At 65.3% G+C, this 26010-nt stretch carries 26 protein-coding genes, 1 tRNA gene and 1 riboswitch; of the genes, 7 read left to right on the top strand and 20 right to left on the bottom strand.

From position 1 onward, the window contains the following. Position 1: 1 nt before the first annotated feature. The 5 genes from ACW7G0_RS09555 to ACW7G0_RS09535 form a co-directional block, all read right to left on the bottom strand. Entirely contained in the window at positions 2-1732 is a 1731-nt protein-coding gene (locus tag ACW7G0_RS09555; protein ID WP_456989306.1) for an EAL domain-containing protein, read from the bottom strand. A 9-nt stretch (positions 1733-1741) separates the two neighbouring features. Beyond that, a complete protein-coding gene (locus tag ACW7G0_RS09550; RefSeq protein WP_456989506.1) occupies positions 1742-3112 on the bottom strand; it encodes a M28 family peptidase in 1371 nt (456 codons plus the stop codon). 174 nt (positions 3113-3286) lie between these two features. Continuing rightward, entirely contained in the window at positions 3287-3706 is a 420-nt protein-coding gene (gene mscL, locus ACW7G0_RS09545) for a large conductance mechanosensitive channel protein MscL (protein WP_456989305.1), read from the bottom strand. Positions 3707-3745: 39 nt separating this feature from the next. Next, on the bottom strand, positions 3746-4480 hold the full coding sequence (locus ACW7G0_RS09540; RefSeq protein WP_456989304.1) for a fumarylacetoacetate hydrolase family protein: 735 nt from the start codon (positions 4478-4480) through the stop codon (positions 3746-3748). A 10-nt stretch (positions 4481-4490) separates the two neighbouring features. After that, the gene (locus ACW7G0_RS09535) at positions 4491-4802 is read right to left on the bottom strand and encodes a hypothetical protein (RefSeq protein WP_456989303.1); all 312 of its coding nucleotides are present in this window, start codon (positions 4800-4802) and stop codon (positions 4491-4493) included. Positions 4803-4898: 96 nt separating this feature from the next. Here ACW7G0_RS09535 and ACW7G0_RS09530 point away from each other — a divergent pair, with 96 nt between their 5' ends. Continuing rightward, complete coding sequence (locus ACW7G0_RS09530; RefSeq protein WP_456989505.1) at positions 4899-5261, top strand: Rieske (2Fe-2S) protein; 363 nt, start codon at positions 4899-4901, stop codon at positions 5259-5261. A gap of 38 nt (positions 5262-5299) precedes the next feature. Here ACW7G0_RS09530 and ACW7G0_RS09525 read toward each other — a convergent pair whose 3' ends face one another. Genes ACW7G0_RS09525 through thiS form a run of 4 tightly spaced genes read right to left on the bottom strand, consistent with a single transcriptional unit; the run spans position 5300 to position 9022 of the window. Then, positions 5300-7138: an SLC13 family permease gene (locus ACW7G0_RS09525; protein WP_456989302.1), complete on the bottom strand. Its 1839-nt coding sequence runs from the start codon at positions 7136-7138 to the stop codon at positions 5300-5302. A 49-nt stretch (positions 7139-7187) separates the two neighbouring features. After that, positions 7188-7955 (bottom strand): tRNA (guanosine(46)-N7)-methyltransferase TrmB, encoded by a 768-nt coding sequence (gene trmB / locus ACW7G0_RS09520; RefSeq protein WP_456989301.1) that lies wholly within the window; start codon positions 7953-7955, stop codon positions 7188-7190. Continuing rightward, positions 7955-8764 (bottom strand): thiazole synthase, encoded by an 810-nt coding sequence (locus tag ACW7G0_RS09515; RefSeq protein WP_456960842.1) that lies wholly within the window; start codon positions 8762-8764, stop codon positions 7955-7957. The genes trmB and ACW7G0_RS09515 overlap by 1 nt, the downstream gene beginning before the upstream one ends. A gap of 57 nt (positions 8765-8821) precedes the next feature. Next, a complete protein-coding gene (gene thiS / locus ACW7G0_RS09510) occupies positions 8822-9022 on the bottom strand; it encodes a sulfur carrier protein ThiS (RefSeq protein WP_456989300.1) in 201 nt (66 codons plus the stop codon). Positions 9023-9218: 196 nt separating this feature from the next. On the opposite strand from thiS, the gene ACW7G0_RS09505 reads away from it, so the two are divergent. The 6 genes from ACW7G0_RS09505 to ACW7G0_RS09480 all read left to right on the top strand — a co-directional run bounded on the left by ACW7G0_RS09505 (position 9219) and on the right by ACW7G0_RS09480 (position 15068). Continuing rightward, complete coding sequence (locus ACW7G0_RS09505) at positions 9219-11075, top strand: autotransporter domain-containing protein (RefSeq protein ID WP_456989504.1); 1857 nt, start codon at positions 9219-9221, stop codon at positions 11073-11075. 45 nt (positions 11076-11120) lie between these two features. Further along, positions 11121-11194: transfer RNA gene (locus tag ACW7G0_RS09500), tRNA-Gly, on the top strand. 145 nt (positions 11195-11339) lie between these two features. Continuing rightward, complete coding sequence (locus tag ACW7G0_RS09495; RefSeq protein ID WP_456989299.1) at positions 11340-11810, top strand: ATP-dependent zinc protease family protein; 471 nt, start codon at positions 11340-11342, stop codon at positions 11808-11810. Beyond that, positions 11807-12715, top strand: a complete 909-nt coding sequence (gene rimK / locus ACW7G0_RS09490; protein ID WP_456989298.1) for a 30S ribosomal protein S6--L-glutamate ligase — start codon at positions 11807-11809, stop codon at positions 12713-12715. The genes ACW7G0_RS09495 and rimK overlap by 4 nt, the downstream gene beginning before the upstream one ends. Positions 12716-12991: 276 nt before the next feature. Continuing rightward, positions 12992-13675: a response regulator transcription factor gene (locus tag ACW7G0_RS09485; protein WP_456989297.1), complete on the top strand. Its 684-nt coding sequence runs from the start codon at positions 12992-12994 to the stop codon at positions 13673-13675. Continuing rightward, a complete protein-coding gene (locus ACW7G0_RS09480) occupies positions 13662-15068 on the top strand; it encodes a sensor histidine kinase (RefSeq protein ID WP_456989296.1) in 1407 nt (468 codons plus the stop codon). Before ACW7G0_RS09485 ends, ACW7G0_RS09480 begins: the two co-directional genes overlap by 14 nt. Positions 15069-15075: 7 nt before the next feature. Here the strand turns inward: ACW7G0_RS09480 and ACW7G0_RS09475 are convergent, their stop codons facing one another. The 11 genes from ACW7G0_RS09475 to ACW7G0_RS09425 all read right to left on the bottom strand — a co-directional run bounded on the left by ACW7G0_RS09475 (position 15076) and on the right by ACW7G0_RS09425 (position 25998). Beyond that, positions 15076-16005 (bottom strand): branched-chain amino acid transaminase, encoded by a 930-nt coding sequence (locus ACW7G0_RS09475; protein ID WP_456989295.1) that lies wholly within the window; start codon positions 16003-16005, stop codon positions 15076-15078. A gap of 101 nt (positions 16006-16106) precedes the next feature. Then, the gene (locus tag ACW7G0_RS09470) at positions 16107-16745 is read right to left on the bottom strand and encodes a hypothetical protein (protein ID WP_456989294.1); all 639 of its coding nucleotides are present in this window, start codon (positions 16743-16745) and stop codon (positions 16107-16109) included. A 44-nt stretch (positions 16746-16789) separates the two neighbouring features. Beyond that, positions 16790-17431 carry a hypothetical protein gene (locus ACW7G0_RS09465; RefSeq protein WP_456989293.1) on the bottom strand — a complete coding sequence of 214 codons (642 nt, stop codon included), beginning with the start codon at positions 17429-17431 and terminating at the stop codon, positions 16790-16792. Positions 17432-17537: 106 nt separating this feature from the next. After that, a complete protein-coding gene (metF, locus tag ACW7G0_RS09460) occupies positions 17538-18362 on the bottom strand; it encodes a methylenetetrahydrofolate reductase [NAD(P)H] (protein WP_456989292.1) in 825 nt (274 codons plus the stop codon). A 143-nt stretch (positions 18363-18505) separates the two neighbouring features. Continuing rightward, positions 18506-19951 (bottom strand): adenosylhomocysteinase, encoded by a 1446-nt coding sequence (gene ahcY, locus ACW7G0_RS09455; protein WP_456989291.1) that lies wholly within the window; start codon positions 19949-19951, stop codon positions 18506-18508. 57 nt (positions 19952-20008) lie between these two features. Beyond that, positions 20009-20113: riboswitch (S-adenosyl-L-homocysteine riboswitch) on the bottom strand. Positions 20114-20147: 34 nt separating this feature from the next. Then, positions 20148-21767, bottom strand: a complete 1620-nt coding sequence (locus tag ACW7G0_RS09450) for an SDR family NAD(P)-dependent oxidoreductase (protein WP_456989290.1) — start codon at positions 21765-21767, stop codon at positions 20148-20150. Positions 21768-21947: 180 nt separating this feature from the next. Then, complete coding sequence (gene metK, locus ACW7G0_RS09445; RefSeq protein WP_456989289.1) at positions 21948-23186, bottom strand: methionine adenosyltransferase; 1239 nt, start codon at positions 23184-23186, stop codon at positions 21948-21950. Between the two features lie 145 nt (positions 23187-23331). Next, positions 23332-24330 carry a tRNA dihydrouridine synthase DusB gene (gene dusB / locus ACW7G0_RS09440; protein ID WP_456989288.1) on the bottom strand — a complete coding sequence of 333 codons (999 nt, stop codon included), beginning with the start codon at positions 24328-24330 and terminating at the stop codon, positions 23332-23334. Positions 24331-24425: 95 nt separating this feature from the next. Then, entirely contained in the window at positions 24426-25118 is a 693-nt protein-coding gene (locus tag ACW7G0_RS09435) for an RNA polymerase sigma factor (protein ID WP_456989287.1), read from the bottom strand. Positions 25119-25239: 121 nt separating this feature from the next. After that, positions 25240-25656, bottom strand: a complete 417-nt coding sequence (locus ACW7G0_RS09430; RefSeq protein WP_456989286.1) for a DUF2231 domain-containing protein — start codon at positions 25654-25656, stop codon at positions 25240-25242. A gap of 3 nt (positions 25657-25659) precedes the next feature. Continuing rightward, positions 25660-25998 carry a hypothetical protein gene (locus tag ACW7G0_RS09425; protein ID WP_456989285.1) on the bottom strand — a complete coding sequence of 113 codons (339 nt, stop codon included), beginning with the start codon at positions 25996-25998 and terminating at the stop codon, positions 25660-25662. Between the last annotated feature and the right edge of the window lie 12 nt (positions 25999-26010).

The raw sequence follows: 26010 nt of genomic DNA, 5'->3' as shown, positions 1-26010 counted from the left end.
GTCAGTCATGGCCGGTCGCATGCTGTTCGTAGGCGCGAAACGCGGCCTGGATGTGCTCGCGCAATTCATCGTCGTTCCAGGGCTTGGTGAGATAGCGGTAAATCGATCCGTGGTTGATCGCCTCGGTGATGGTGGTCAGGTCGGTGTAGCCCGACAACACCATGCGTACCGTATCGGGGTACATGTCGCGCACGCGGGTCAGGAACTCGGTGCCGCTCATGTCAGGCATGCGTTGGTCGGACAGGATCACCTGGACCGGGTTGCTGGCCAGCAGGTCGAATGCCTCGCGTACCCCGTTGGCGGTCAAGATCTGGTAGCCGTCGCGGCGGAACAACCGCACCAGCGATCGCAACACGTTCTCCTCATCGTCGAGAAGCAGCAAGGTGCGTGCGGGACGGTTGGCGGTGAATGCCTCCGGCAGCAGGAAACGGCGCCGGATGAGGTCGTCCAGTTCGTCGGCCGGCAGCGGTGCGCTGAACAGGTAACCCTGGAGGAAATTGCAATGGTTGCGACGCAGGAAGCCAAGCTCGGCCTCGCTTTCGACTCCCTTCGCGGTGACCTTCATGCCCAGGCTGTGGCCCATGGCGATGATGCCGCGCACGATGGCCGCGCTGCGGGTGTTGCTGGCGACGTTGAGGATGAAGCTGCGGTCGATTTTCAGCCGGTCCAGCGGGTATTGGGCCAGCGCGGACATGCTCAGGCCACCCAGGCCGAAGTCGTGCACGGTCAGGGTGGCCCCCAAAGCGCGCAAGCCGGCAAGATTGTCCAGGACCTGGCGGGTGTCGAGCGCGAGTACGTGTTCGGCGATCTCGAACTCCAATGCCTTCGCCGGCAAACCGTACTTGTGCAATAGCGTGCCGATCCGATCCACGCAGTCGCGATGAGTGAGCAGCGGCTCGTCAAGGTGGACCGATATGCCGAGGTAATCCAGGCCTTGGTTTTGCCATTGCGCCAGCTGGCGCAATGCTGATTCGACGACCCACCAGCCCAGCGGCTCTGACAACCCGACGCGATCAACGATCTCGATGAAGCGGTTCGGCAGCATCAGGCCCTGGTCCTCGGTCTGCCAGCGCAGCAAGGCACTGAAACCCGACAACCCGCCATCATCGGCATTGACCAGGGGTTGGTAGAACAGACGGAACTCGTCGTTGTCCAGCGCCTTGGCGAAGCGTTCGGCAAAGCCGTCGTTGGATGCGGTGTGTCCCGGCTTGGAGACATACAGGCCGACGGCGTCCAGGCCTTCCTGCTTGACCCGGAGAAGGGCTTGCTCGGCCTTGGCCAGCAACGCGGCGGCGTTGCTGGCATGGTCGGGAAATATCGCCACCCCGATCGAGAACGTGATCGGCACCGTATAGGGTGGGATGGACAGCGGCGTCTCGAAGGCATCGCGCAACAGGTTGGCCAGGTTGCTGCCGTCGGACTCCCCGTCCCGGTAACCGATGGCGGCGATGAACTGGTCGCCCGCAAGTCGCCATAACCAGCCGTCTTGAGGGATTGTCTTGCGTAGCCGCTGAGCCGTTGCGGCCAGGACCTTGTCGCCGACCTCCTCGCCCATGTTCGCGTTGATCGAACGGAACATGTCGATGTTGATGTGCAGCAATGCGACCCGTCGCTTGGTGGCGCTGGCGGCGGCCAGCGCGGTGGTCAAGCTGGGCCCGTTGGCGCCAAGACGATAGATACCCGCAACCGGGTCCAGGGAGATGTAACCGAAATCGTCATAGCGCTGGGGCATGGGCTGGAGCTAGTCCTGCGCGGGTGTCTCGCCGCCACCAAAATCCCCTTCGGCCGATGCGGCCAGGTAGGCAAACACCGCATACGCCGCGACGTTCTGCGCCAGGGCTTCGGGGTCGATCTTGTCGAAGGTGTCGTCCGGGGTGTGGTGCAGGTCGAAATAGTCGGTGCCGTCCTGGCTCAGGCTTGCCCATGCCAGGCCGTCGCGTGCGAACGGGCTGATGTCGGGACCGGGGCCGCCGTCACCGGGCGCGTGCTCAATTCCCAGCGGTGCGAGCGCCTCCAGGATCTGCGCTTCGGCCGCCTTGGCATACTCCGGCGCGGAGCTGTCGAAAGCATAAATGCGGCCGGCGCCGAAATCGCTCTCTGCGGCAATCTGATGCTGCTTGACCTGGTCGGCATGGGTTTCGGCATACGCCTTGCCGCCCCACAGGCCTTGCTCCTCATTGGCGAACGCGACCACCCGGATGGTGCGCGCCGGGGCGGTCGGCAGGTCACCGATCAACTTGCCGGCGGCCATGGTCAGGCCAACCCCGGCGGCGTCGTCGATCGCGCCGGTGCCGGCATCCCACGAGTCCAGGTGTCCGCCGATCAACACGACTTCGTCGGGCTTGCTGCTGCCGGTGATCTCGCCAATCACGTTGTAGGAAGTGGCCTCGCCGTTCCAGCCGGTGTCCAGCGCCATTTTCACCTGTACCGGCTTGCCCAAAGCGAGCAGGCGGGTCAGTTGGTCGGCGTCCGGCGCGGCCAGCGCGGCGGACGGGATCGGGGTCAGGCCTTCGTCGAAGCGGGTAATGCCGGTGTGCGGGTTGCGATGGGAGTCGGTGCCGGCCGAGCGCATCAGGTAGGCGCTGGCGCCGGCCCGGATCGCGGCCGAAGGGCCGCCCGAACGGGTACGTGAGCCCAGACCGTAGCCGCTGCCATCGCGGGCACGTTCCATCTTGTAATCGATGAAGGCGATCTTGCCGTCCAGTGAGTCGGCCGGTGCGGCTTCCAGCGCGGCCAGGTCGGCGAAGCGCACCACCTCAGCGGTGACCGTGCCGCCCGGACTGCCGCCCAATGCCGTCAGTACCAGGTTCTGTGAATGGGCGCCCAGTACCTGCGCGCTCTCGCTGCGACGCTCCCACTTCGGGAACGTGACCGGCTCGGTCCAGACCTTGTCGTAGCCGAGTTCCTCGAACTTGGCCTTGGCCCAGGCGACCGCACGGGCATCGGCTGGACTGCCGGCCAGCCGCGGACCGACTTCAGTGGTCAGCGATTCGGTGATCTTGTAGCCCAGGTCGCTGGCCAGCGCAGTGGCGCGCAATTGCGCAGCGGTGTCCATCGCGGCATCGGGGATATGGGTGTCCGCCGGCGCGGCGTGGACAGTACCGGCGAGCATCAGGGAGGTGGCCAGGGTGGTGCCCAGCAGCAATGGAATGCGCATCGGATCTCCTGCCGGGCCATGGCCCGAAAAACAATGAAGCCGCGAGCGTAACAACTCGCGACTTCATAATGGCGTGCCTCAAGTCACATGGCGGCGTGCCACGCTTTGAGATTGCCTTGGTGTGGTCGCTCAGAGGCCAGGTTGCTTCAGCGAATCGCGGATCTCACGCAGCAACAGCACTTCTTCCGCCGGCGCAGCCGGGGCGGCGGCTTCCTTCGTGATCATCTTGTTGTAGGCCTTGATGATCATGAAGATCACGAATGCGATCAGCAGGAAGTCGATGATGGTCTGGATGAACGCGCCATAGGTAATGACCGGTGCCGCAGCCTCCTGCGCGGCCGCGAGGTTGGCGTAGTCGCCACCGTCGAGGGCGAAGAACAACTGCGAGAAATCGACCCCACCCATCGCCATGCCCACGATCGGCATGATGATGCCGTCGACCAGCGCGGTGACGATCTTGCCGAATGCGGCGGCAATGATCACCGCGACCGCCAGGTCGAGGACGTTGCCGCGCGCGATGAATGCCTTGAACTCGCTGACCATGCTCATCAGGTGATCTCCTTGGGTAGTTGGGCAATACCGCGGAAACTATAACGTGGTAACGGTGTCAGTGACGCGGCCATGCAGCTCGACGAGGTCATCGAGGTGTGCGTGGAAGGTATCGCCCGGTAGCAACGGGCCGACCCCGGCCGGCGTGCCCATGAACACCAGGTCCCCGGCGCGCAGGGCGTATAGCTTCGACAGCTCATGCAGGATGTCCGGCACGTCCCAGATCAGGTCGGCGAACGCACCGTGCTGGCGGAGCTGGCCACTGACCTTCAAGCTCAGCGTGCACGTCGCCAGATCGCCGACCTCGGCGGCCGGCACCAGCGCGCTGATCGGCGCGGAATGATCGAATGCCTTGCCGGTGTCCCAGGGCAGGCCCTTGGCCTTGGCGGCCGCTTGGAGGTCGCGGCGGGTCAGGTCCAGGCCGATCCCGTAGCCGAACACCAGCGCGCCGGCGGCAGCCGGGTCGAGCACGCCGGCCGGAGCGTCGGCGCCTAGCGCGACCACCAGTTCGACCTCGTGGTGCAGCTCGGTGGTGCCGCGCGGGTAGGGGACGACGCCATCGAGCACCAGTGCATCGGCCGGCTTGCAGAAGAACACCGGACTGCCGCGCTCGGCTTTCGACGCGGGCGCAACGGCTCCCATCTCACGTGCATGGTCGGCGAAGTTGCGCCCCACGCAATAAATCCGACGGACCGGGAAAAAGCCTGCGTCGCCGGTACCGCGGACGGGGATACGGGCCTGCTCGGGTGCAGGGATTACATCGTTGCCCGGCATCGCGGGTAAGTCAGCGCGGCTGGGTCGACTTGTCGACAACGCGGAACTCGCCCTCGACCACGCGCGGGTCGTGCTGGCCGGCGGCGGCGCGACGGTGCGGCAACGGCTGGCTGCGGCCGCGGAACAGCCGGTAAACCAGGCCCGCTGCCAGCATTGCCGATCCGATGACGGCACCGACAACCACCAGCAGCGCAAGCAACCCGAGACCGAGGGCACCCATCAGGAAGCGCAGCAACGGGTTGCGCGGTTTGCGTGGCTCAAAGGCGGCGCGGACGCGTGACTGGAGGAAATCGTTGTTGAAACGGAAAGTCTGGCTGCTCATTGAATACATCATGGCACAATGCGGCGGAAGGCCGGAGCCGGCAGTATCCGCCGGTACGAGGAGAAATTCGTGAGAAATTCGTTAATAAAACCGCGAATGAACCCGGTAGCGCTTATCGCGATGGATCGTCTCGCCGATGGTGAGTTTGCCGCGGTTGGCGCGGACCTGGATGACGACATGGAACCGCTGGTCCTGTATCGCGATGGCGGGCAGGTGCGCGCCTGGCTCAATGTCTGTCCGCATGCCGGTCGTCAGCTGGACTGGGCGCCGGGCCAGTTCCTGAAGAGCAAGGACGGGTTGCTGGTCTGCGCCGCGCATGGCGCCAGTTTCGAGTTGCAGCACGGCGAGTGCGTTGCCGGGCCATGCCGCGGGGATTCGCTGCGCGCGGTGGCGGTGGAAGTGCGTGACGGTGCGGTGTGGCTGAAAAGTAGCGCTGCCAGTGCGAAGGCCTCGGTCTAGAACAACCCACTCAGAACAGCCCGCTCAGAACAACCCGCTCAGAACAACAAGTTCACCATCAGCACGGCGATCGCGGTATAGGCCAGTGACAACGGCCCGCCGACCTTCCACAGTTCCTTGCCGGTATATCCCGCCGGCCCGGTGATCATCGAGATCACCGGGTTGGATGCGGTCATGAAGTTGTTCGACGCCGACAACGCGACGATCAACGCGAACGCGGTCGGGTCGCCACCGGCCGCGAGCGCCAGGTTGATGGCCAGTGGCACCATCACGATGGCCGCGCCGACATGGCTGATCACCAGTGAAAACGCGGTGGTCAGCAAGCCCAGCAGCAATTGCAGCAACCAGGTCGGAGTGCCGTCTGGCAATCGCTCGATGCTGTGCCCGGCGACCCAGGCCGCCGCGCCGCTGGAGTCCATCGCCCAGCCCAGCGGAATCAGGCAGGCCATCAGGAACACCGTCTTCCAGCTGATGGCCGAGTACGCCTCGTCGATGTGGATCACCCCGGTCAGCAGCATCCCGGCAACGCCGGACATCAGTGCGATCGATACCGGCAGCCGCGACGACAAGGCAACCAACATGGCCAGGGCGAAAATACCCAGTGCGATCTTCAGCTTGTGCGGGCGTTGCTCGCCCTTGGGGTAATCGGTCACCACCACCAGGTCCTTGCCCTTGGCAGCGTCGGCGAGGTTGGCCCAGATGCTGTGCAGCACCAGCATGTCGCCGGCGCGCAACGCCAGGTTGCGCACATCCTCGCGCATCACCTTCTTGTCGCGATTGACGGCGAGTAGGCTCAGGCTGTGGGTCTTGCGCAAGTGCAGATCGCGCGCGGTCTTGCCGATGAACTTGGAGTTCGCCGGGATCACCGCCTCGGAAATGCCCGCACGGCTCGGGTTGAACAAGTCGGCGAATACGCGCAACCGCGAACTCATCCGCAGCATCTGGTTCTGGGCGAAATCCGCGACCTGCTGCCTGGGTCCCATCGCGCCCAGCACGCTGCCGACCCAGATCCGCGCATCGGCAGACGGTGACAGCCGTGCATCGTCCTTGGTCTTGATGGCCAGGATCAGCGGTGCATGGTGCAGCGTTTCCGCCTCACCCAGGGACATGCCCACCAGCGGGCTGTCGGCGGTGACGGTCAACTCGTAGACATCGCCCTCGATGCCGTAGGCGTCCTCAAAATAGCTTTGGGTGCGCGCCGGGGTGGCGCCCTTGCCGACGCCCTCGTGCAGACGCTTGCTGCCGAAGAACCTGAAATACAGCAACGAGGTGGCCAGCAACGCCAAACCGATCGGCAGGGTCGCGAACATCTGCAACGGCTCCAGCGACGCAGCACCCGATGGCAGGTTGCTGTTGGCCGCCAGCAACAGGTCATTGAGCAGGATCAGCGGCGAGTTGCCGACCATCGTCAACGAGCTGCCCATCACGATCGCGGTGGCCAGCGGCAACAACAGCCGCGGCAGGGTAAGCCCGGTTCGCGATGACAGGCGCGATGCCACCGGCAGGTACAACGCCATGACCGACGGGTTCTGCATCACCGAGGAGTTCAGGCCGGCCACTGCGCCGGTCAGCAGCAGCAGGCGTTCCTCGATTCCGTGCGAGCGCCTCAACAACCACGCCGCCAGCCGGTTGAGCGCGCCGGTGCGGTCCAGGCCGGCGCCCAGGATCATGGTGGCGATGATGCTCATCACCGCGTTGGACGAGAAGCCGTTGAAGATGATGTCCGGTGAGACCAGTCCCGACAGGCCCAGCAGCACCAACACGACCAGCGCGACCACGTCGGCGCGGACGCGCTCGAACAGGAACATCACCATCGTGAACACCACCAGCCCCAGTACCAGCTTCATGTCGGTGGTAAGCGTCAGTGCGGTGTCCATGCCCGGGTTGAACACTTTGGTGGTCGGCCTGTCTTTTGGTCAGCAACCGTCAGCAGCGGTCGTAAAGAAGATCCCAGACGCCATGGCCGAGTTTCTGGCCGCGGGTCTCGAAATGCGTCTGCGGGCGCCAGTCCGGCCGCGGCACCGAGCCGCGCTTGCCGGCGCGGTTGACGATGCCGTCGGTCGCATCCAGCACGTCCCACATCTGCTCAGCATAGTCGTGCCAATCGGTGGCGAGGTGCAAGCGACCGCCCGGGGCGAGTTTACGAACCAGCAGGGCGGCGAACCCGGGTTGCAACAAACGCCGCTTGTTATGGCGCTTTTTGTGCCATGGATCAGGGAAGTAGATCCGGACCTCATCAAGGCTGGCGTCGGCCACCTCGTGGGTCAGCACCTCGACCGCATCGTGGTGGTAGACACGCACGTTGATGGCATCGTCCAGTGCCAAGGCGTTGAGCAGGCGGCCGACGCCGGGCGCATGGACCTCGATGCCGATCAGGTCGCGCGCCGGGTCGTGCCGGGAGGCGAACAGCAACGCCTCGCCATTGCCGAACCCGATCTCCACCACCCGCGGTGCGACGCGTCCGAACACGGTGTCGAAGTCACGGGGTTGGTCGCGGCTTTCGGCCGGCCTGAAGTCGATCCCGAAGCGCTCCCACTGCTGGTCGAACGCGCGCTGCTGGGCCGGGGTGAAGCGGCCCTGGCGCAACACGAAGCTGCGGATCTGGCGATGGCCTTCGGTGACGATGAACGGTTTGCCGGAAGCGGGCTTCGGCGCTTTGGGAGCGGTCGGCTGCGGCGGGTCGCTGTCGGGCATCAGCCGATGATGCCTTCCACCGGGCTGGAGGCACTGGCATAACGCTTGCGCGCCACCCGGCCGGCCTTGAACGCGGCGCGCCCCGCCTGGATGGCCAACTGCATCGCGTGGGCCATCAGCACGGGATCCCTGGCACCGGCGATCGCGGTGTTCATCAGCACGCCATCGCAGCCAAGTTCCATCGCGATGGCAGCATCGGAGGCGGTGCCCACGCCGGCGTCGACGATGATCGGCACCTTCGCGTTCTCCACGATCTCCACCAGGTTCCACTTGTTCTGGATACCGAGCCCGGAACCGATCGGTGCTGCCAGCGGCATCACCGCCACGCAACCAATTTCTTCCAGTCGCTTGGCCAGCAGCGGGTCGTCGGAGGTGTAGACCATCACTTCGAAGCCATCCTTGACCAATGTCTCGGCGGCGGCCAGGGTCTGCACCACGTCGGGGTACAGCGTCTTGTGGTCGCCCAGCACTTCCAGCTTGACCAGGTTGCGCCCGTCGAGCAGTTCGCGCGCCAGCCGGCAGGTGCGCACTGCCTCGTCGGCGGTGTAGCAGCCGGCGGTATTGGGCAGGATCGTGAAACGGTCCAGCGGCAGCACGTCCAGCAGGTTGGGTTCACCCGGATTCTGGCCGATATTGGTGCGGCGGATCGCGACGGTGACGATCTGTGCCCCGGCGGCCTCGGTCGCGCGCCGGGTCTGGTCCAGGTCGACGAACTTGCCGGTGCCGGTAAGCAGGCGCGAGGTGTAGGCCTTGCCGGCAATCAGCAAGGGGTCGGCGGCGCGGAAGTCGGTGGCGTTGAATGCGTTCATGCCGCGATTATCGCACCGCAGGCCGCCGGGATCAGCATCGCAATAATTGACCCGGCGTCAGCCGCCGCCCAGGGCATGCACGATCTCGATCCGGTCGCCGTCGGTCAGCGCGCGTTCGTCGTGCTGGCTGCGCGGCACGATCTGGCCGTTGATCTCCACTGCAACCCGGCGTTCGGCCAGGCCCTCGTCCTGTAACAGACGGGCCAGCGTGGTGGGGGCCGCGAGCGCGCGCGGTTCGCCATTGAGAATGATGTCCATGCCGGCATTGTCTCGGGACGGGCCGAAAAGGGCCAGCCCGGCGACCGGCTCGCTGATGCGCCGCTGGCAACAATCAAGCGGGTTGGCGGTTGGCGCTGGTGGCTGATGTGGCTTGTCTGCGGCCAACACCCGTGTTTCGATACAGGCCGTCCGCTGGCGTATTGTGGCGCTGGCCCGTGTTTTGCCCATCGCAGGAGTGATCCCGTTGAAACCTATTCGCGCCGCCCTCGCCATTGCCGTTGCACTCGCCTTCGCGCCGTCGCTGGCCGTGGCAGGTGACCCCGAGGCCAACGATCAGCCGTATTCGCAGACCATCTTCTTTGGCGACAGCCTGACCGACTCTGGACACTTCCGGCCCGCGTTGATCCAGGCGGTGGGTCCGCAGGCCGCCATCCTGGGCAAGTTCACCACCAACCCGGGGCTGGTCTGGTCCGAATACCTGGCGGACTTCTATGGCACCCAGGCGAGCGCAGCCAACCAGGGCGGCAGCAATTACGCGGTCGGTGGCGCGCGTGCAGGGGAAGACTCGGTCGGCGCGCTCGGGCCGACGCCGTCGATGATGACCCAGGTCACCAGCTACCTCACCGCCACTCGCGGCGTCGCTGATCCCAATGCCCTGTACACGGTGTGGGGTGGCAATAATGATCTGTTCGCGGTCGCCCAGGGCGCGCCGCCCCAGGCCACCATCGGTGCCGCAGTGACCGCGCAGATCGGCGTCGTTGGCGCGTTGCAGGCGGCTGGCGCGCAGTACGTGCTGGTGCCCAGCATCCCCGACCTGGGGCTGACGCCATCGGCACGCGCGCAGGGCGCCCTCGCACAAGGCCAGCTGACCCAGTTGGCGACGGTTTACAACGACGCGTTATACGGCGGACTGGCCGCGGCGGGGTTGCAGGTGATTCCGCTGGATATGTTCCATCTGTTCCAGGAAGTTGCCGCCAGTCCAGCCGGGTTCGGTTTCAGCAACATCACCGGCACGGCCTGCCAACCCCAGATCACCGCCCAGTCCGTTACCTGCCAGCCCGGCAGCTACGTGACCCCGGATGCCGCCACCAGTTACCTGTTTGCCGATGGCGTGCACCCCTCCGGCGCGGCGCATGAGGTGATCGCCGACTATGCTGCATCGATCCTGGAAGCGCCGCGCCAGGTCGCCGTGCTGGCCAATTCCGCGTCGATGGTCGGACGTGCCCGCGCCGACCGTGTTGCCGCGCAGCTGACCGGCGTGACGATGACCAACGGCAATCGCTGGTGGGGCGACGTGCGTGGGGATTTCCAGCGTTACGATCATGGCGACCTGTATGACGGCGCCGGCCCGGCCGTGACGGTCGGTGTCGACTGGCACCGCGATGGCCTGACGCTTGGCGGGTTTGGCGGCTATGGCCAGCTGAAGCAGGACTGGGGCCGCAGCGGTGGCAGTTTCGACCAGAGCGCCGCCAGCATCGGTGGTTACCTGGGCTGGACTGCCGGTAGCGGGGCCTGGGTCAACGCCCAGGTGAGCTATAGCCAGTTGGGCTTCGATCTCGAGCGCAATGCCAACCTGGGCCGCGTCACCCGGGTGCACCGCGCGGACGTGGATGGCAGCAACGTCAGTGCCGGCGTGAATGCGGGCTGGGAGTTCGGTAATGGCGCATTGCGTCATGGGCCGGTGTTGGGCGTACTCGCGCAGAAGATCCGGATTGACGGGTTCGGCGAGAGCGATCCGCAGCTGTCGACCTCGCTGGCGTACCCGGAGCAGGAGTTCGACTCGCTGATCGGCACCGCAGGCTGGCAACTGCGTTACATCGCCAGCGAGCATCTGCAGCCGTATGCAAGGGCGACCATCGACCGCGAGTTCGAGGATGCCCCGTCGCAGGCCTTCGGCCAGTTGCAGTCGATGCCGGGTACGGCGCAATTTGCGGTGCCCGGGGTTGCGTTCGATGACAGCTACGGCAGCTTGATGTTCGGCGCCCGCACGCGGGTGATGGGACTGGACGCGAACATCGGCAGCAGCCTGACGCTGGGCCAGCAGGGTGGCCACCACGCCACCGTGTTCGCCACCATGGGCGGAACCTTCTGAGGCGGGCTTCCCCGGCGCCCGGCAAAGGCTTTAAACTGGCGTGATGCGGGTGTAGCTCAATGGTAGAGCTGTTGCTTCCCAAGCAACTGACGAGGGTTCGATTCCCTTCACCCGCTCCACATGCGCGGCGGCCTGGTCCTGATGGACGGGGCCGCCGTTTTCGTTGGCTCGCGCCGATGACGGCACCCATGTTCTCGGGTCTGTCATGGGCGGGTCACCGTGATGGTTGCACCATCGATACAATTTCGCCCGGAGCGGAAGCAGATGATGCCAAGGGTTGTATTGGGCTGGCGGGAATGGGTCGACTTGCCGGCCCTCGGGGTGGCCGCGATCCGGGCCAAGGTCGACAGTGGCGCGCGCAGCTCGGCGCTGCATGTCGACGCGCAGTGGCGTTTCGTCGAGGGCGGCGCGCCATGGGTCGGCTTTCAGTTGACGCCGGGTGGCGTCGGCGGCATTTCGATGGAGTGTTTCGCGCCATTGGCGGACGAGCGCGAGGTCACCGACTCGGGTGGCCATCGGACCCGTCGCGCGTTCGTAAGGACGTCGCTACGCTTGGGAGGTATCGAGCGCCAGATCGATATCAACCTGGCCGACCGACGAGGCATGCTGTTTCCGATGTTGCTCGGCCGTACCGCGATGGCCCATGCGTTCATGGTCGATCCGGCACGCTCGTTCCTGCACGGCAAGCCCGTATCCGATCGTTCGTTCGACCACCCATGGACCCTGTCCGCATGAAACTCGCGATCCTGTCGCGCAACACCAAGTTGTACTCGACCCGGCGCCTGGTCGAGGCCGCCCGCGAGCAGGGCCACAGCGTCCGCACGCTCGATCCGTTGCGTTGTTACATGCGCATCTCCGGCGATGGCTTTGCGATGAACTACAAGGGCCGGCCGATCTCCGGTTACCACGCGGTAATTCCCCGTATCGGTGCCTCGGTCACCCGCTACGGCAGCGCGGTACTGCGCCAGTTCGAGCTGATGGGCACCCTCAGCCCGAATCCGTCGGACGCGATCCTGCGCGCGCGCGACAAGTTGCGCAGTCACCAGCTGCTCGCCGCGCAGGGGATCGGGATGCCGGCAACGGTGTTTGGCGACAACCCCGATGACACCGTCGACCTGTTGTCGATGCTGGGGCCACCCCCGCACGTGATCAAGCTCAACGAAGGCACCCAGGGCGCCGGAGTGATGCTGACCGAGAAGATGTCGGCTTCGCGCGGAGTGATCGAGGCGTTGCGTGGCCTGTACGCGCAATTTCTGGTGCAGGAGTTCATTCCCGAGGCCCAAGGCGCGGACCTGCGTTGCTTCGTGGTTGGTAGCAAGGTGGTGGCCGCGATGCGACGCCAGGCGCCGGCGGGGGATTTTCGCTCCAATCTGCACCGGGGCGGCAAGGCCAAGGGCGCACGTGCCACGTTGGCTGAACAGGAGGTCGCGATCCGAGCGGCACGGGTGCTGGGACTGGGCGTCGCCGGTGTCGATCTGATCCGTTCGCGCCAAGGCCCGCTGGTGCTCGAGGTGAATGCCTCGCCGGGTCTGGAGGGCATCGAGTCGGCCAGCGGCGTCGATGTGGCCGGCGAGATTGTTGATTACGTGGCCCAGCGATACAAACGTCGCGCGGCCAAGCGTGTCACTGCGAAAAACTGAGGGTCCAATTAACAAACGTTTAATCGGCCACCACGTAGATTGATCTGGACCGGAATACTGTCCGTTGCATATCAGTGTTCGCGCCAATTGACCAAGTCAGTCGATTACACCGCAGCAGTGGCAATGCAGGTTTCGGTATCGGGCAACAACTTTTGGCCCAGGCGCGGTGGTCCCGTGTCTGGGCTTTCTTTTATGCTGGTGCCCAGCGCCAGCACACTGCCATGATGTGAACCTTGTCACGCTGATTGCCGGCCAACCCTCAACCAGGAACCCCTCATGCGCATCCTCGTCATCGAAGACAATCAGGACATCGCCGCCAATCTGGGCGACTTCCTGGAAGATCGGGGCCACACCGTCGACTTCGCCGCTGATGGCATTACCGGGCTGCACCTAGCGGTCGTGCATGACTTCGATGCGATCGTGCTTGATCTCAACTTGCCGGGGATGGATGGGCTGGAGGTCTGCCGGAAGCTGCGCAACGAGGCGCGCAAGCAGACCCCGGTATTGATGTTGACCGCGCGCGACAGTCTGGACAACAAGCTGGCCGGGTTCGACTCGGGCGCGGATGACTACCTGGTCAAGCCGTTTGCACTGCAGGAGGTCGAAGTCCGGCTGAACGCGCTGTCGCGTCGTGGACGCGGGGTGCAGACCCGGGTGCTGACCGCCGCCGACCTGGAGTACAACCTGGACACGCTGGAAGTGCGTCGCCAGGGAAAGCTGCTGCAGCTCAATCCCACCGGCCTGAAAATATTGCAGTCACTCATGGAGTCGTCGCCCGCGGTGGTGACCCGGCAGGAGCTGGAGACCCGGGTATGGGGTGAGGAGCTGCCGGACTCCGACAGCCTGCGAGTGCATATCCACGGGCTGCGCGCGGTGGTCGACAAGCCTTTCGAAACGTCGCTGATCCATACCCGTCATGGCATTGGCTACCGGATTGCCGAACTCGATGCCGCGAGCTGAGTCAGCGTCCGGCTCGCCGGCGCCGATGCGCCGTCGCATGCGTTACCGGCGGCGTCTACGCAGCCGCATCATCCTGTCGTTCGTGCTGCTGGGTTTCAGCCTGACGCTGATGTTTGCCTGGGCGACCAACTGGACCCGCGCCCGGGTGGAAAACCAACTGGTCGAGGAGATGATGAATCGCAACATCTCCGAGGCGGCGCGCCAGTTTGAACTGGACCCGGAGAACCCGGCGTTCGCCGTCGACCAGATCCGCGCCTATGTCTACACACCCGACAAGTTCGGGTCGGTCCGGCGCAACCGACCCGAGTGGTACGGGCTGTCCGACGGCATCACCGGCATGGTCGGGGTCGATGAGACCGGTGAGGAGTTCGCGTACAAGCTGGCGGTGCGGAAAACGCCGCAGGCCTGGTTCTTCCTGGCCTACGACATGACCCAGTCCAAGCGCAGCGAAGAGCAGTTCAATCGCGCCTTGTACGGCTCGGTGTTGCTGTTCACCCTGCTGTCGCTGGTGCTGGGATGGTGGTCGGCGTCGCGGGTGATGAGCCCGGTGCTGGAGCTGGCGAAGCGGCTCAAGATGTCCGGCCGCAGTGCCGAGTCCGAGGAGCTGGCTGCGCATTTTCCCGATGACGAGGTCGGCCAGTTGGCGGAGGCGCTGGATGACTATGCCGGGCGACTGACCGAAGTCGTCCAGCGCGACCGGGAGTTCAACGCCGATGTCAGCCACGAACTGCGCACGCCGCTGGCGGTAATCCGCGGCGCGGCGGAATTGTTGCTGTCACGACCCGATATCGACGACAAGAGCCGCGCGCGCCTGCACCGGATCGAGCGCGCCGAGCAGCAATGTACCGACCTGATCAGCGCGCTGTTGCTGCTGTCCAGGAGCGAGCGTGGGCGTGGCTCGACCGATGTGGCCAAGCTGGCGGCGCAGTCGCTGGATGTGCATCGGACCCAGCTTGCGGGAAAGCCCTTGCAGTTGCGGCTTGAGGATGAGCTCGGTCCGCTGGTGGTCGATGCACCGGAAGCCGCCGTCGCGGTGGCGCTGGGCAACCTGATCGGCAATGCAGTCAAGTACACCACCCGGGGCGAGGTGATCGTACGAATGCTGCCCAACGCAGTCGAGGTGATTGATTCGGGCCCCGGGCTGAGTGCGGAAGATGCCGCCCATGTGTTCCAGCGCGGCTATCGGGGCACCCACGCCGGTTACTCGCAAGGCGGCGGGATCGGCCTGTCGATCGTGCGCCGGCTGTGCGACCTGTATGGCTGGAGCGTGTCGGTACGGCCAGGTGCCGAGATTGGCGTGGTCGCGACATTGAGGTTCGACGAAGGCAACGCGCGGGCGGCGACCAGCGATGTCAGTGTCGATCCCGATACTGGCGAAATCCCGCCGGCCTGAGCCAGGGTTACGATCTGGCCCGTTCTTCCAGTGGCTCCAGCCAGCCATGGGTGTCTGGCGTACGGCCATCAAACAAGCCGAAAAACAGCGACTGGATTTGCCGGGTCAACGCGCCCGGCTTGCCGGTGCCGACCTGGCGGCCGTCAACCGAGCGGATCGGGGTGATCTCCGCCGCGGTGCCGCACATGAACAGCTCGTCGCACAGGTACATGTACTCGCGCGGCATGTCCCGTTCGACCACCTCGATGCCGGCATCGCGGGCCAGGCGGATGATCGAGTTGCGGGTGATGCCGTTGAGTAGCGCGGCACTGACCGGGGTGGTGTGCAGGGCGCCGTCGAACACCAGGAATATGTTCTCGCCGGCGCCCTCCGACAGCAGACCGGTCGATGCCAGCGCGATCCCTTCGCCGAAGCCGAGCCGACGTGCCTCACGTGCGATCAGTTGGCTGGACAGGTAGTTTCCGCCGGCCTTGGCCCCGGTCGGGATGGTGTTGGGGGCGAGTCGCTGCCAGCTCGACACGCAAGCGTCGATGCCGGCCTCCAGCACGCCGGCGCCGAGGTATGGGCCCATTTCCCAGGCCGCCACCGACAGCTCAACGGGGGTGTCGGCAGCCAGGCCGAAGCCGCCGAGGCCGCGGAAAGCGAGGGGACGCAGATAAGCCTTGCCCAGTCCATTGCGACGGATGACCTCGCGGCAGGCCGCGTTGACTTCGGCCACGCTGTAGGGCATCGGCATGTCATAGATCCGGGCCGACGCGTAGAGGCGGGTGTTGTGGTCGGTCAGGCGGAAGATCGCCGGGCCGTCAGGCGTCTCGTAGCTGCGGATACCCTCGAACACCGACGACCCGTAGTGCAGCGCGTGCGACATCACGTGGGTGGTTGCATCTTCCCAGCGCTTGATCGCGCCGTTGTGCCAGATCCATTCGGGGTATTGCATCGTCGGGGTTCCGGGGTTGGTAGCGATCTATTGTGCCTGCTGGCGCCGCGAGGGTCGCGCTGGATGGGTGCGCGGGCGGGCGCATGGATCCGCCCGGCGACTCAATTCCTGATCCACAGGCAGCCGAAGTAGCGGTGCAACCCGAACACCGTTTCCGATGGTGTGACGCCGTTCTCGAGGGTCTGCACGACCCGCAATGCAACCGGCTTGGCGTCCATCACCGTAGAGGGGTAATAGCGTTCGCTGACTACCTCCACAACCTCTGCAGCGCCGGGCTCGCCCACGGTCCGCGTGAACACAGGCAATGGCTCCGGCTCCGGCACCACAGGCACGATGTCGACCAGTGGCCGGCTGACCACCGCGGCAAACCGGGTCATCACTGCGGTGGCGCCGCGGCTGGACATGCCAGCCCAGTGGTAGACGCTGGCAAGCCGGTTCGCGTCGCCACCGTCGATCGCGGTGGTCATCTCGAACATCAGGTCCTGCACGTTGCGCGCGCAGCCACCACGATAGATCCGGCGACTGCCGCCGCGGGCGGGCGAGGGTGCCCGTTCGACCGCGCCGATGTCCGAGCAGCGATGGTCGGTATACGCCACGGTGCCGTCGCTGTGCTGGCAGCGGTTGACCTGGGCGGCCGCGTGGGGTGACCAGGCCAGCGCGCACAACAGTCCGAGCGCGACCAGACCGCCGCGGCGCGACAACCCGGGCGGGAGCAATGTCTGGTCAGGATGGAACGGCATCCCGCCAGCGTACGCGGCGGCGACGCATCGTTGAAGCGGGTCGCTCAGAACTGGACGAAATAGCAGCCGTGGTAACGCCGGACCTTGAAATCCTGTACCTGGCGCGACGCGTCGTCGCCGAACACGAGTTGCATGACCCCGACATCGCTGTGGTTGGCGCCGCCGGAGGCATCGGCCAACTGCATCATCCCGCCACCGATCCGGGCGTCGAAATAGTGGGCCTGCCACAGCGGTTGCTCCGCCAGGTGGCCCAGCCGCTGCATGATCGAACGCGTCTGGCCGGAGTCGAGCCCGACCCAGTGATAACTCTCGGCGATCCGGTTGACGTCGCCCAGCGCCCATGCACCTTGCAGATCCATCGACAGTTGGGTCGAGGAGCGGGCGCAGCCGCTGGCGGCGGAACGGCGCGCAACTGCCGGGGCACGGCGGCCGCCGAACACGGCATGGGCGGCGCCGTCATCGCCGGCATTGTCGGAGGCCAGGCGCGTCAGCAGTTCGCCCGACATCGGCATCGCGGTAGCGCCGAACGTCGCGCAGGCCTTGTCGGTGTAGATCTGGGTGCCGTCGGGCGCCTCGCATCGCTGGATGCCGTCCTGGAGGTTGCCGCCTTGGGCAGGCGCAACGCCGGGCATGGCGAGTGCGCCCAGCACGGTTGCGGCGAGGAGGATCAGCGAGTGCCTGTTCATGGTGACGGGGGACCAGCGGGGGATACCCACAGAATCCGCCCGGCCCCGTCAAAGCCTTGTAACCAAAGGGCTTCAGGACTGAACGCCCTGGCAACCGCCGCTGAACTCAGGCCAACTTGGCGAGCACGTTCATGCTCGGTTTTGCCAGGTTCAGCGTGTAGAAGTGCAGGCCCGGGGCGCCGCCTTCGACCAATTGCTTGCACAAGCCAGCCACCACGTCGGTGGCAAAGCCGCGGACGCTTTCGGCGTCGTCGCCATAGGCCAGCATGCGTTGGGCAATCCAGCGCGGGATCTCGGCGCCGCACATCTCGGAGAAACGCCGGAGCTGGCTGAAGTTCGAGATCGGCATGATCCCGGGCACGATCGGGATGTCGACGCCGGCGGCGCGGACGTCATCGACGAAGCGGAAATAGGCGTCGGCGTTGTAGAAATACTGGGTGATCGCGCCGTCGGCGCCGGCCTCGACCTTGCGCACGAAGTGGCCGATGTCGGCATGGGCATCGCGTGCCTGCGGGTGCACCTCCGGGTAGGCGGCGACCTCGATGTGGAACTGGCCGTCGTGTTCGCGACGGATGAACTCGACCAGGTCGGTGGCGTAGCGGAAGTCGCCGGGGTGGCCCATGCCCGACGGCAGGTCGCCGCGCAGGGCGACGATGCGGTGGCAGCCCATGGCCTTGTAGCGCTGCAGCAACTCGCCCAGCTCGGCGCGGGTGCCGCCGACGCAGGAGATGTGCGGCGCCGAGCTGAGCTCATGTTGGTGCTGCAGCCGTTCCACAGTCTCCGGGGTGTAGCTCAGTGTCGAGCCGCCAGCGCCGAAGGTGCACGACACGTACTCCGGCGAATGCGCTTTGAGCTTGGTGGTGGTGCGGTCGAGTTGCGCGCGCTGCTCGTCGGTCTTGGGCGGGTAGAACTCGAAGCTGATCGGGATCATGGGCTGGCCGGCACGATGGGATTGTTGGAGTATATCGCTTCATCGCGATGAAGATACCGCAGTACTGAAGTCCCGTATAGAAAATCGGCAGGCAAAAAAAACGGGAGCCGAAGCCCCCGTTTTCTGTCGATCAACCGCCGCGATCAGTAGCGGTAATGATCCGGCTTGTACGGGCCTTCGACCGGCACGCCAAGGTACTCGGCTTGTTCGTTGCTCAGCGTGGTCAGCTTCACCCCGATCTTCTCCAGGTGCAGCCGCGCGACTTCTTCGTCAAGCTTCTTGGGCAGCAGGTAGACCTGCTTGCCGTAGCTGTCCTTGTTCGCCCACAGGTCGATCTGTGCCAGGGTCTGGTTGGCAAACGAGTTGGACATCACGAAGCTCGGGTGGCCGGTGGCGCAGCCGAGGTTGACCAGGCGGCCCTCAGCCAGCAGGAAGATCGCGTTTCCGTTGCCGAAGATGTACTTGTCCACCTGCGGCTTGATGTTGACGTGCTGCACGCCCGGCAATGCCTTCAGCGCATCGACCTGGATCTCGTTGTCGAAGTGGCCGATGTTGGAGACGATCGCCTGGTCCTTCATTGCCTGCATGTGTGCGGCGGTGATGATGTCCTTGTTGCCGGTGGTGGTGACATAGATGTCGCCGCGGCCCAGGGTGGACTCGATGGTGTTGACCTCGAAACCTTCCATCGCCGCCTGCAGGGCGCAGATCGGGTCGATCTCGGTGACCACCACGCGCGCGCCGTAGGCTTGCAGCGACGCCGCGCAGCCCTTGCCAACGTCGCCATAGCCGCAGACCACCGCGACCTTGCCGGCCAGCATCACGTCCATCGCGCGCTTCAGGCCATCGGCCAGCGACTCGCGGCAGCCGTACAGGTTGTCGAACTTGGACTTGGTGACCGAGTCGTTGACGTTGATCGCCGGAATCAGCAGCGAGCCGGCTTCGGCCAACTGGTACAGGCGGTGCACGCCGGTGGTGGTCTCTTCGGAGACGCCCTTCCAGTCATTGACCACGGTGTGCCAGTAACCCGGGCGCTCGGTCGCGACGCGCTTGAGCAGGTTCTTGATCACCTGCTCCTCGTGCGAGGAGGCCGGTTCATCGACCCACTTGCTGCCGTTCTCGAGCTCATAGCCCTTGTGGATCAGCAGGGTCACATCGCCGCCGTCATCGACCACCAGCTGCGGGCCGAGGAAGCCGCCCTTGCCGTCGCGGAAGCTCAACGCCTCCAGTGTGCAATCCCAGTATTCCTCCAGCGACTCGCCCTTCCAGGCGAACACCGGGGTGCCGGTCGCGGCGATCGCGGCGGCGGCGTGGTCCTGGGTCGAGAAGATGTTGCACGACGCCCAGCGCACGTCGGCCCCGATGTCCTTCAGGGTCTCGATCAGCACCGCGGTCTGGATCGTCATGTGCAGCGAGCCGGTGACCCGCACGCCCTTGAGCGGCGCCTCGGCGGCGTGCTTCTTGCGGATCGACATCAGGCCGGGCATCTCGTGCTCGGCGATGTCGATTTCCTTGCGGCCCCAGTCGGCCAGGGTGATGTCGGCGATCTTGTAATCGCCTTCGGTCGAGAAGGTCTTGGTGTTGTCGTTCATGGGGTGCTCCGGTTCGGTCCCTGCCGCATCGAACATGCGGACGTCAGGGCGGGTGATGGCAACCGGGCGCCGTTGTTGCGGACGGCACGTCCATGGGACGTGTCATCGGTTCTGCCAAGCCTGGCCGTACTCTGGGTCACGGTCGCAGCGCCCCTTGGCGGACGGGTCGATTATACCGGCTCGATCCCGACAATCGTTACCAGTCGGTCGGCTTGTAGTCCTTCAGGAACTGGCCCCAGACGTGCTCGCCGGTATTGATGCCATTGATGATCGGATCGACGATCCGCGCCGCCCCATCAATGATGTCCAGCGGCGGATGGAAGCGTTCTTCCAGCACCTTGCGCGCGGCCAGCTCGGCCGGATCCTCGTCGGTGACCCAGCCGGTGTCCACGCTGTTCATGTGGATGCCGTCGCCGTGGTAATCGGCGGCCGAGGTGCGCGTCATCATGTTCAACGCCGCCTTGGCCATGTTGGTATGCGGATGGCGGGTGGTCTTGAAGTTGCGATAAAACTGGCCCTCCACCGCGGAAACATTGACGATGTGCTTGTCGCGGGTCGGTTCGCCACCATCCGCGCTGCGCAGCATCAGCGGCTTCAAGCGCGCGTTGATGAGGAACGGTGCGATCGCGTTCACCAGTTGCACCTCCAGCAATTCCACCGACGGCACCTCATGCATCTGCAGCCGCCAGGAATTGCGCCCGCGCAGGTCAACCTGCTGCAGATCCTGGTCCAGCCGGCCTTCGGGGAACAGGTGTTTCTGGCCCAGCAGTTCCTCCGCCAGCAGCGGAACCTGCGACAGCTCGGCCGCGCGCAGCAGCCCGGCGGCCTCGCCAGTCATCGTTGGCAAGTCACTGCGCGCCGCCGCGGCCTGCACCGAGGCGGTCGCCTCGCCGAGCAGATCCTGGCTGCGCAAGCCCTCGTAATTGCCGAGCAGCTGGCGCACCGCTTCCGGCGTGTCGCGCAGCGCCGCGGTCTCGCCGGCCATCATGTGGGCGTAGAACTCCGGCGGGCGACGCACCGTCTGGCAGGCGTTGTTGATGATGAAATCCAGCCGCGGGCGGGTGGCCAGCAGCTCGCTGCAGAACGCTTCCACGCTCGGCGTATGGCGCAGGTCCAGGCCAAACACCTCCAGCCGGTGGCCCCAGTCGCCGAAATCCGGCTCCTGCGCGTAGCGGGCGGCGGAATCGCGGGGGAAGCGTGTGGTGACAATCAGTTCCGCGCCCGCGCGCAGCAGTTTCAGCCCGGCCTGATAGCCGATTTTGACCCGCCCGCCAGTCAGCAGCGCGACCCGGCCGCTGAGGTCGGCCAGCTCCGTGCGCTTGTGGAAATTGAACGTCGCGCAGGTCGGGCACAACTGGTCGTAGAAGTGGTGCACCCGGGTGTATTTCTGCTTGCAGACGTAGCAGTGCAACAGCTCGGGGGATTCGTGGCTGCCGCTTGCTGCGTCGACCTCGCCATGGGCCAGTAACGCCTGCGCGCCGGGACCGTGAGGCGGAAAGTAGTTGAGCGCGGTGAACACCGGCTTGCGCCGTAGCGCGCGGATGCCGGTCTGGTTCAGCACCGCGTCGGCACGGCGGATGTTCTCGGCGTTGCGCTCGCGCTCGCGCGCCTTGAGTTTCTGTCGGCGGGTGCCCGGTTCGGGGTGGTAGACCCGGGCAACGGCCTGGTGCAGCCGCTTGCGCTCGGCATCCGGCACGGCATCGAGCAACGTGCGGTCAGCGGCGACGGCTTCCAGCAGCTCCAGTGCCGCGCGCAGGCGCTCGGGCGAGAGATGGTCGCTGTCGTCTATCGGCGGTGGGGTGGTGTCGGTGTTCAAGGAGCGCAATCCGTGTTCTGGGGCGGGCAGTGCCGCTGGTCGTGCGACCAACGAAGAGGGGCGGCTGTGATCGGTGCGAATGCGGCCGTGAATGTCACGGCGAGCAACGTAAACGGGCCGCGAGAGGCGGCCCGTTTACGACGACATCATTCCGATTGCAGCCGCGCCAGCTGCGCCATTCTACTTCTTCAGCTTAGCCGCCTTGCGTAGCTCTTCGGCCTTGTCGGTCTTCTCCCACGAGAACGCCGTCGCCTTGTGGGTCACGCCGACCGAGTCGGTGTAGCTGACGTCCCTGGGCTTGCGGCCAAAGTGACCGTAAGCCGCGGTCGACTGGTAAACCGGGTGGATCAGGTCGAGCATCTTGACGATGCCGTACGGGCGCAGGTCGAAATGCTTGCGGATCAGCAGTTCGAGCTTGTCATCGCTGATCTTGCCGGTACCGAAGGTGGTGACCGAGATCGAGGTCGGCTCGGCGACGCCGATCGCGTAGGACAACTGCACCTCGCACTTGTCGGCCAGACCGGCAGCGACCAGGTTCTTGGCCACGTAACGCGCGGCGTAGGCGGCCGAACGGTCGACCTTGGACGGGTCCTTGCCGGAGAACGCACCGCCGCCGTGGCGGGCCATGCCGCCGTAGGTGTCAACGATAATTTTGCGCCCGGTCAGGCCGCAATCGCCCACCGGCCCGCCCACCACGAAGATGCCGGTCGGGTTGATGTGGATCTTGTTTTTCGGCAGTGACTCCAGCCACGCCTTGGGCAGCACCGGCTTGAGGATATGCTCGCGAACCGCCTCGACCAGGTCCTTCTGCTTGATGCCCGGATCGTGCTGGGTCGACAGCACCACCGCATCCAGACCGGCGATTTGGCCGGCGTCGTCATAGCGCAGGGTGACCTGGCTCTTGGCGTCCGGACGCAGCCACGGCAGCGGTGAGTTCTTCTTCTTGCGGATCTTCGCCTGCTGCTCGACCAGCCGATGGCTGTAATAGATCGGCGCCGGCATGAACTCGGGAGCCTCGTTGCAGGCATAGCCGAACATCAGCCCCTGGTCGCCCGCGCCTTGCTCTTCCGGCTTCTTCAGCTTCTTCTTGCTGCCATCCACGCCGGCGGCGATATCAAGCGACTGCTTGCCGATCAGATTCAACACGCCGCAGGTGGCGCCGTCAAAACCGACTTCGGAGCTGTTGTAGCCGATATCCAGGATGACCTTGCGGGTCACCTCTTCCAGATCGATCCACGCCGAGGTGGTGATCTCGCCAGCGACGATGGCGACGCCGGTCTTGACCATGGTTTCGCAGGCCACACGGGCGCGCTTGTCCTGGGTCAGGATCGCATCCAGGACGGCGTCGGAGATCTGGTCGGCGATCTTGTCCGGGTGGCCTTCAGAAACGGATTCGGAGGTAAACAGGTAGCTGGACATCAGGGCTATATCCTTACATTCGGATAAAGGGATGGGTGCGAATCATACAGGCAACATCTGGTTGGCGCATTGTGCAGTGACCGGAGTTTGCCTGTGGTTAAGGTGGTGCTCCGGGCGGGTGGCCGGCTCCAGCCGCGGAGCATATTCAGGCGGCGACGGGCAGCTGCGGCGCGACGCCGGCGATCAACGCGTCGAAATAATCGCGGGTCAGCCGGACCTGCAACTGGGCGTTCTCGGCCTGGTTGACCACGGCGCGAAAGGCCGTGTTTTCCGGGTGGTCTTTCGCATACCAACCCAGGTGCTTGCGCGCGATACGCACGCCGGAACGCTCGCCATAGAACCGGTGAAGGTGATCCAGGTGGCCCAGCAGCACGTCACGCACCTCGACCAGGGAAGGCTCGGCCAGCAACTCGCCGGTGGCCAGGTAATGGGCAATGCCGCGGAATATCCAGGGCCGGCCTTGCGCGGCACGCCCCACCATCACCGCATCGCAACCGGTGTACTCCAACACCGCCTCGGCCTTGTGCGGAGAGTCGATATCGCCATTGGCGATGACCGGGATCGACAGCGCCGCCTTGACCTCGGCGATGGTGTCGTACTCGGCCAGGCCTTTGTACTGCTGGTCGCGCGTGCGCCCATGCACCGCCAATGCGGCGATGCCGGCCGATTCGGCGATGCGGGCGATTTCCAGCGCATTGCGTTGGCCCGCCGCCCAGCCAGTGCGGATCTTCAGCGTCACCGGAACATCCACCGCGTTGACCACCGCTTCCAAGATCCGCGCAACCAATGCCGGTTCGCGCATCAGTGCCGACCCGGCCCACGCGTTGCAGACCTTCTTGGCCGGGCAACCCATGTTGATGTCGATGATCTGCGCGCCCTCATCGACGTTGTGGCGCGCCGCGTCGGCCATGATCGCCGGCACGGTACCGGCGATCTGGATGCTGATCGGCGCCGGCTCACCGGCATGGTCCATGCGGTGGCGAGACTTGGTGCTCGCCCAGAACCGCGGGTCGGACGTGGTCATCTCCGACACGCACAGCCCCGCACCCAGGCGTTTGCACAGCACCCGGAACGGCTTGTCGGTGACCCCGGCCATGGGGGCGAGGATCACCTTCGGATCAATGCGGTAGGGGCCGATCTGCATGCCGTGCATTCTAGTCGGGTCCGCGCGGCTTGGCTGGCGCGGCCGATACTGCACAGGCGTCGCTGTCGTGTGCCTGCTCCGCTGCCGGCAATCCTTCAGGCCCGGCCGCGGGCCAGCACGGCGGCGACAATCCGGTCGCAGCGCGCACCATCGAATGCAAAAACGCCATCGAGCGCGTGATCCATTTCCTGTGCCAGGCCTTCCCGCAGCAGGCTCCGGGCCCGAAACAGGCGGGAGCGGACGGTGGCCTCGGGAATTTCCAGCATCTGCGACACTTCCTCCACGCTCATTTCCTCGATGGCGCGCAACATGAAGACGGTGCGAAACGCGTCCGGAAGAAGGTCGATGCGCTTCTCCATCAGTTTTCGCATCTGCCCGCGCATCGCCATCTGCTCCGGCCCACGGTCCGGCTCAGCGGCCAGGAATGCGCGCGCATCGGGTTCGGTATGCACCATGGCGGCCTCCAGTGGAATGACCTGCGCGCGCTTTCGGCGTAACCGTCCGAGCGCTTCGTTGGTCGTGATGCACACCAGCCAGGTCGAGAGTCTGCTCTCGCGGCGAAAGTTGTGAAGGGCCCGCCACGCGCGCAGATACGCCTCCTGGATGACGTCCTCCGCCTCGGCATCGTCTTTGACAATGCTGCGGGCCGTGCGGAACAGCAGTTGGTTGTGGCGCCGCATGATGGCTTCGAAGGCAGCGCCATCGCCGGTTGCTGCACGGGCGACGAGTTCGGCTTCCGGCAGGTCGGCCGGAATGGCGGCTTGAGGGGTTCCGGATGCGGCAGGCATGGCCTTGGGGCTCCTTGGAAGTCGGGTCAGACGCGGGGGACGAGGCGAAGCGTCTCACCAGGCACCTCGTTCAGTCAGGGAAAAGAACTCGCGTCGCAGGGCGAGCCGGCGCCGCCTGTGTTCACGTTCGGTCGGCTCCGACGCCATGGCCATAGACCAGGCGTCCGCCGAACCACCCGCCGATGACGAGAGCCAGGAAGCCGCCTGCATCGAGCAGCAGCGAGACCGTATCCGGTGCGAGTGGCTGTAGCTGATCGAGTCGAAGCACCAACCGGACAGCAAACAGGGAAAAGGCGATGAGCATGGCTGCCATGTGCAGCCAGGCATCGCGCATCGCGGCACCTTCCGGCACACGGGAAAGCTCCAGCATGCCGGCAACCATTGCCGCCAGCGCCATGGTGCAGCCCACCGCGAGCAGGCCGCCGGACCAGCGCCAGGCGGACTCCCCCAACCACAGGCTGGCAAAATCGGCGACGACCGCCAGTGACCAGCAGGCGACCGGGAAATGCACGAGTGCGGGGTGCAGGGGATGGCGCATGCGTCAGAGCACCAGCGAAAGCACGGTCAAGAAGCCCGCCACGGCGAGACCCGCATGGATCACCACCACGGCCTTGGGTGGCAGACGCTTGCGCAAATGAAACGAGGCGAGGAAAAACCCGCCGAGAGCAGCGACCAGCAACAGTACAAAACCAATCAGCACAGCCTGTGGCGCTGAACCCTGCACGATCAGCGCAATCAGGAACACCAGGCCAATCGCTCCAAGCGCTGCGTGCAGTCCAGAAAGCGCCCAGGGGGCGAGCTTGCCGCGCAGCACATGTGTGGCAAGGATGAGACCGCCGACGGCGGCAATGGCAAAGGCAATCAATGCATAGGTGAGCATGGTGAAGTCCTC

The organism is Lysobacter sp. A286, assembly GCF_054052105.1.
Note: the sequence above shows the minus strand (reverse complement) of the source record. Positions and strands in the feature narration are given on the sequence as shown.

Excerpts from the sequence above, each read along its gene's own strand:
- ACW7G0_RS09555 (WP_456989306.1), bottom strand. The coding sequence starts at position 1,732 with ATGCCCCAGCGCTATGACGATTTCGGTTACATCTCCCTGGACCCGGTT.
- ACW7G0_RS09550 (WP_456989506.1), bottom strand. The coding sequence starts at position 3,112 with ATGCTCGCCGGTACTGTCCACGCCGCGCCGGCGGACACCCATATCCCC.
- mscL (WP_456989305.1), bottom strand. The coding sequence starts at position 3,706 with ATGAGCATGGTCAGCGAGTTCAAGGCATTCATCGCGCGCGGCAACGTC.
- ACW7G0_RS09540 (WP_456989304.1), bottom strand. The coding sequence starts at position 4,480 with ATGCCGGGCAACGATGTAATCCCTGCACCCGAGCAGGCCCGTATCCCC.
- ACW7G0_RS09535 (WP_456989303.1), bottom strand. The coding sequence starts at position 4,802 with ATGAGCAGCCAGACTTTCCGTTTCAACAACGATTTCCTCCAGTCACGC.
- ACW7G0_RS09530 (WP_456989505.1), top strand. The coding sequence starts at position 4,899 with ATGAACCCGGTAGCGCTTATCGCGATGGATCGTCTCGCCGATGGTGAG.
- ACW7G0_RS09525 (WP_456989302.1), bottom strand. The coding sequence starts at position 7,138 with ATGGACACCGCACTGACGCTTACCACCGACATGAAGCTGGTACTGGGG.
- trmB (WP_456989301.1), bottom strand. The coding sequence starts at position 7,955 with ATGCCCGACAGCGACCCGCCGCAGCCGACCGCTCCCAAAGCGCCGAAG.
- ACW7G0_RS09515 (WP_456960842.1), bottom strand. The coding sequence starts at position 8,764 with ATGAACGCATTCAACGCCACCGACTTCCGCGCCGCCGACCCCTTGCTG.
- thiS (WP_456989300.1), bottom strand. The coding sequence starts at position 9,022 with ATGGACATCATTCTCAATGGCGAACCGCGCGCGCTCGCGGCCCCCACC.
- ACW7G0_RS09495 (WP_456989299.1), top strand. The coding sequence starts at position 11,340 with ATGATGCCAAGGGTTGTATTGGGCTGGCGGGAATGGGTCGACTTGCCG.
- rimK (WP_456989298.1), top strand. The coding sequence starts at position 11,807 with ATGAAACTCGCGATCCTGTCGCGCAACACCAAGTTGTACTCGACCCGG.
- ACW7G0_RS09485 (WP_456989297.1), top strand. The coding sequence starts at position 12,992 with ATGCGCATCCTCGTCATCGAAGACAATCAGGACATCGCCGCCAATCTG.
- ACW7G0_RS09480 (WP_456989296.1), top strand. The coding sequence starts at position 13,662 with ATGCCGCGAGCTGAGTCAGCGTCCGGCTCGCCGGCGCCGATGCGCCGT.
- ACW7G0_RS09475 (WP_456989295.1), bottom strand. The coding sequence starts at position 16,005 with ATGCAATACCCCGAATGGATCTGGCACAACGGCGCGATCAAGCGCTGG.
- ACW7G0_RS09470 (WP_456989294.1), bottom strand. The coding sequence starts at position 16,745 with ATGCCGTTCCATCCTGACCAGACATTGCTCCCGCCCGGGTTGTCGCGC.
- ACW7G0_RS09465 (WP_456989293.1), bottom strand. The coding sequence starts at position 17,431 with ATGAACAGGCACTCGCTGATCCTCCTCGCCGCAACCGTGCTGGGCGCA.
- metF (WP_456989292.1), bottom strand. The coding sequence starts at position 18,362 with ATGATCCCGATCAGCTTCGAGTTCTACCCGCCCAAGACCGACGAGCAG.
- ahcY (WP_456989291.1), bottom strand. The coding sequence starts at position 19,951 with ATGAACGACAACACCAAGACCTTCTCGACCGAAGGCGATTACAAGATC.
- metK (WP_456989289.1), bottom strand. The coding sequence starts at position 23,186 with ATGTCCAGCTACCTGTTTACCTCCGAATCCGTTTCTGAAGGCCACCCG.
- dusB (WP_456989288.1), bottom strand. The coding sequence starts at position 24,330 with ATGCAGATCGGCCCCTACCGCATTGATCCGAAGGTGATCCTCGCCCCC.
- ACW7G0_RS09435 (WP_456989287.1), bottom strand. The coding sequence starts at position 25,118 with ATGCCTGCCGCATCCGGAACCCCTCAAGCCGCCATTCCGGCCGACCTG.
- ACW7G0_RS09430 (WP_456989286.1), bottom strand. The coding sequence starts at position 25,656 with ATGCGCCATCCCCTGCACCCCGCACTCGTGCATTTCCCGGTCGCCTGC.
- ACW7G0_RS09425 (WP_456989285.1), bottom strand. The coding sequence starts at position 25,998 with ATGCTCACCTATGCATTGATTGCCTTTGCCATTGCCGCCGTCGGCGGT.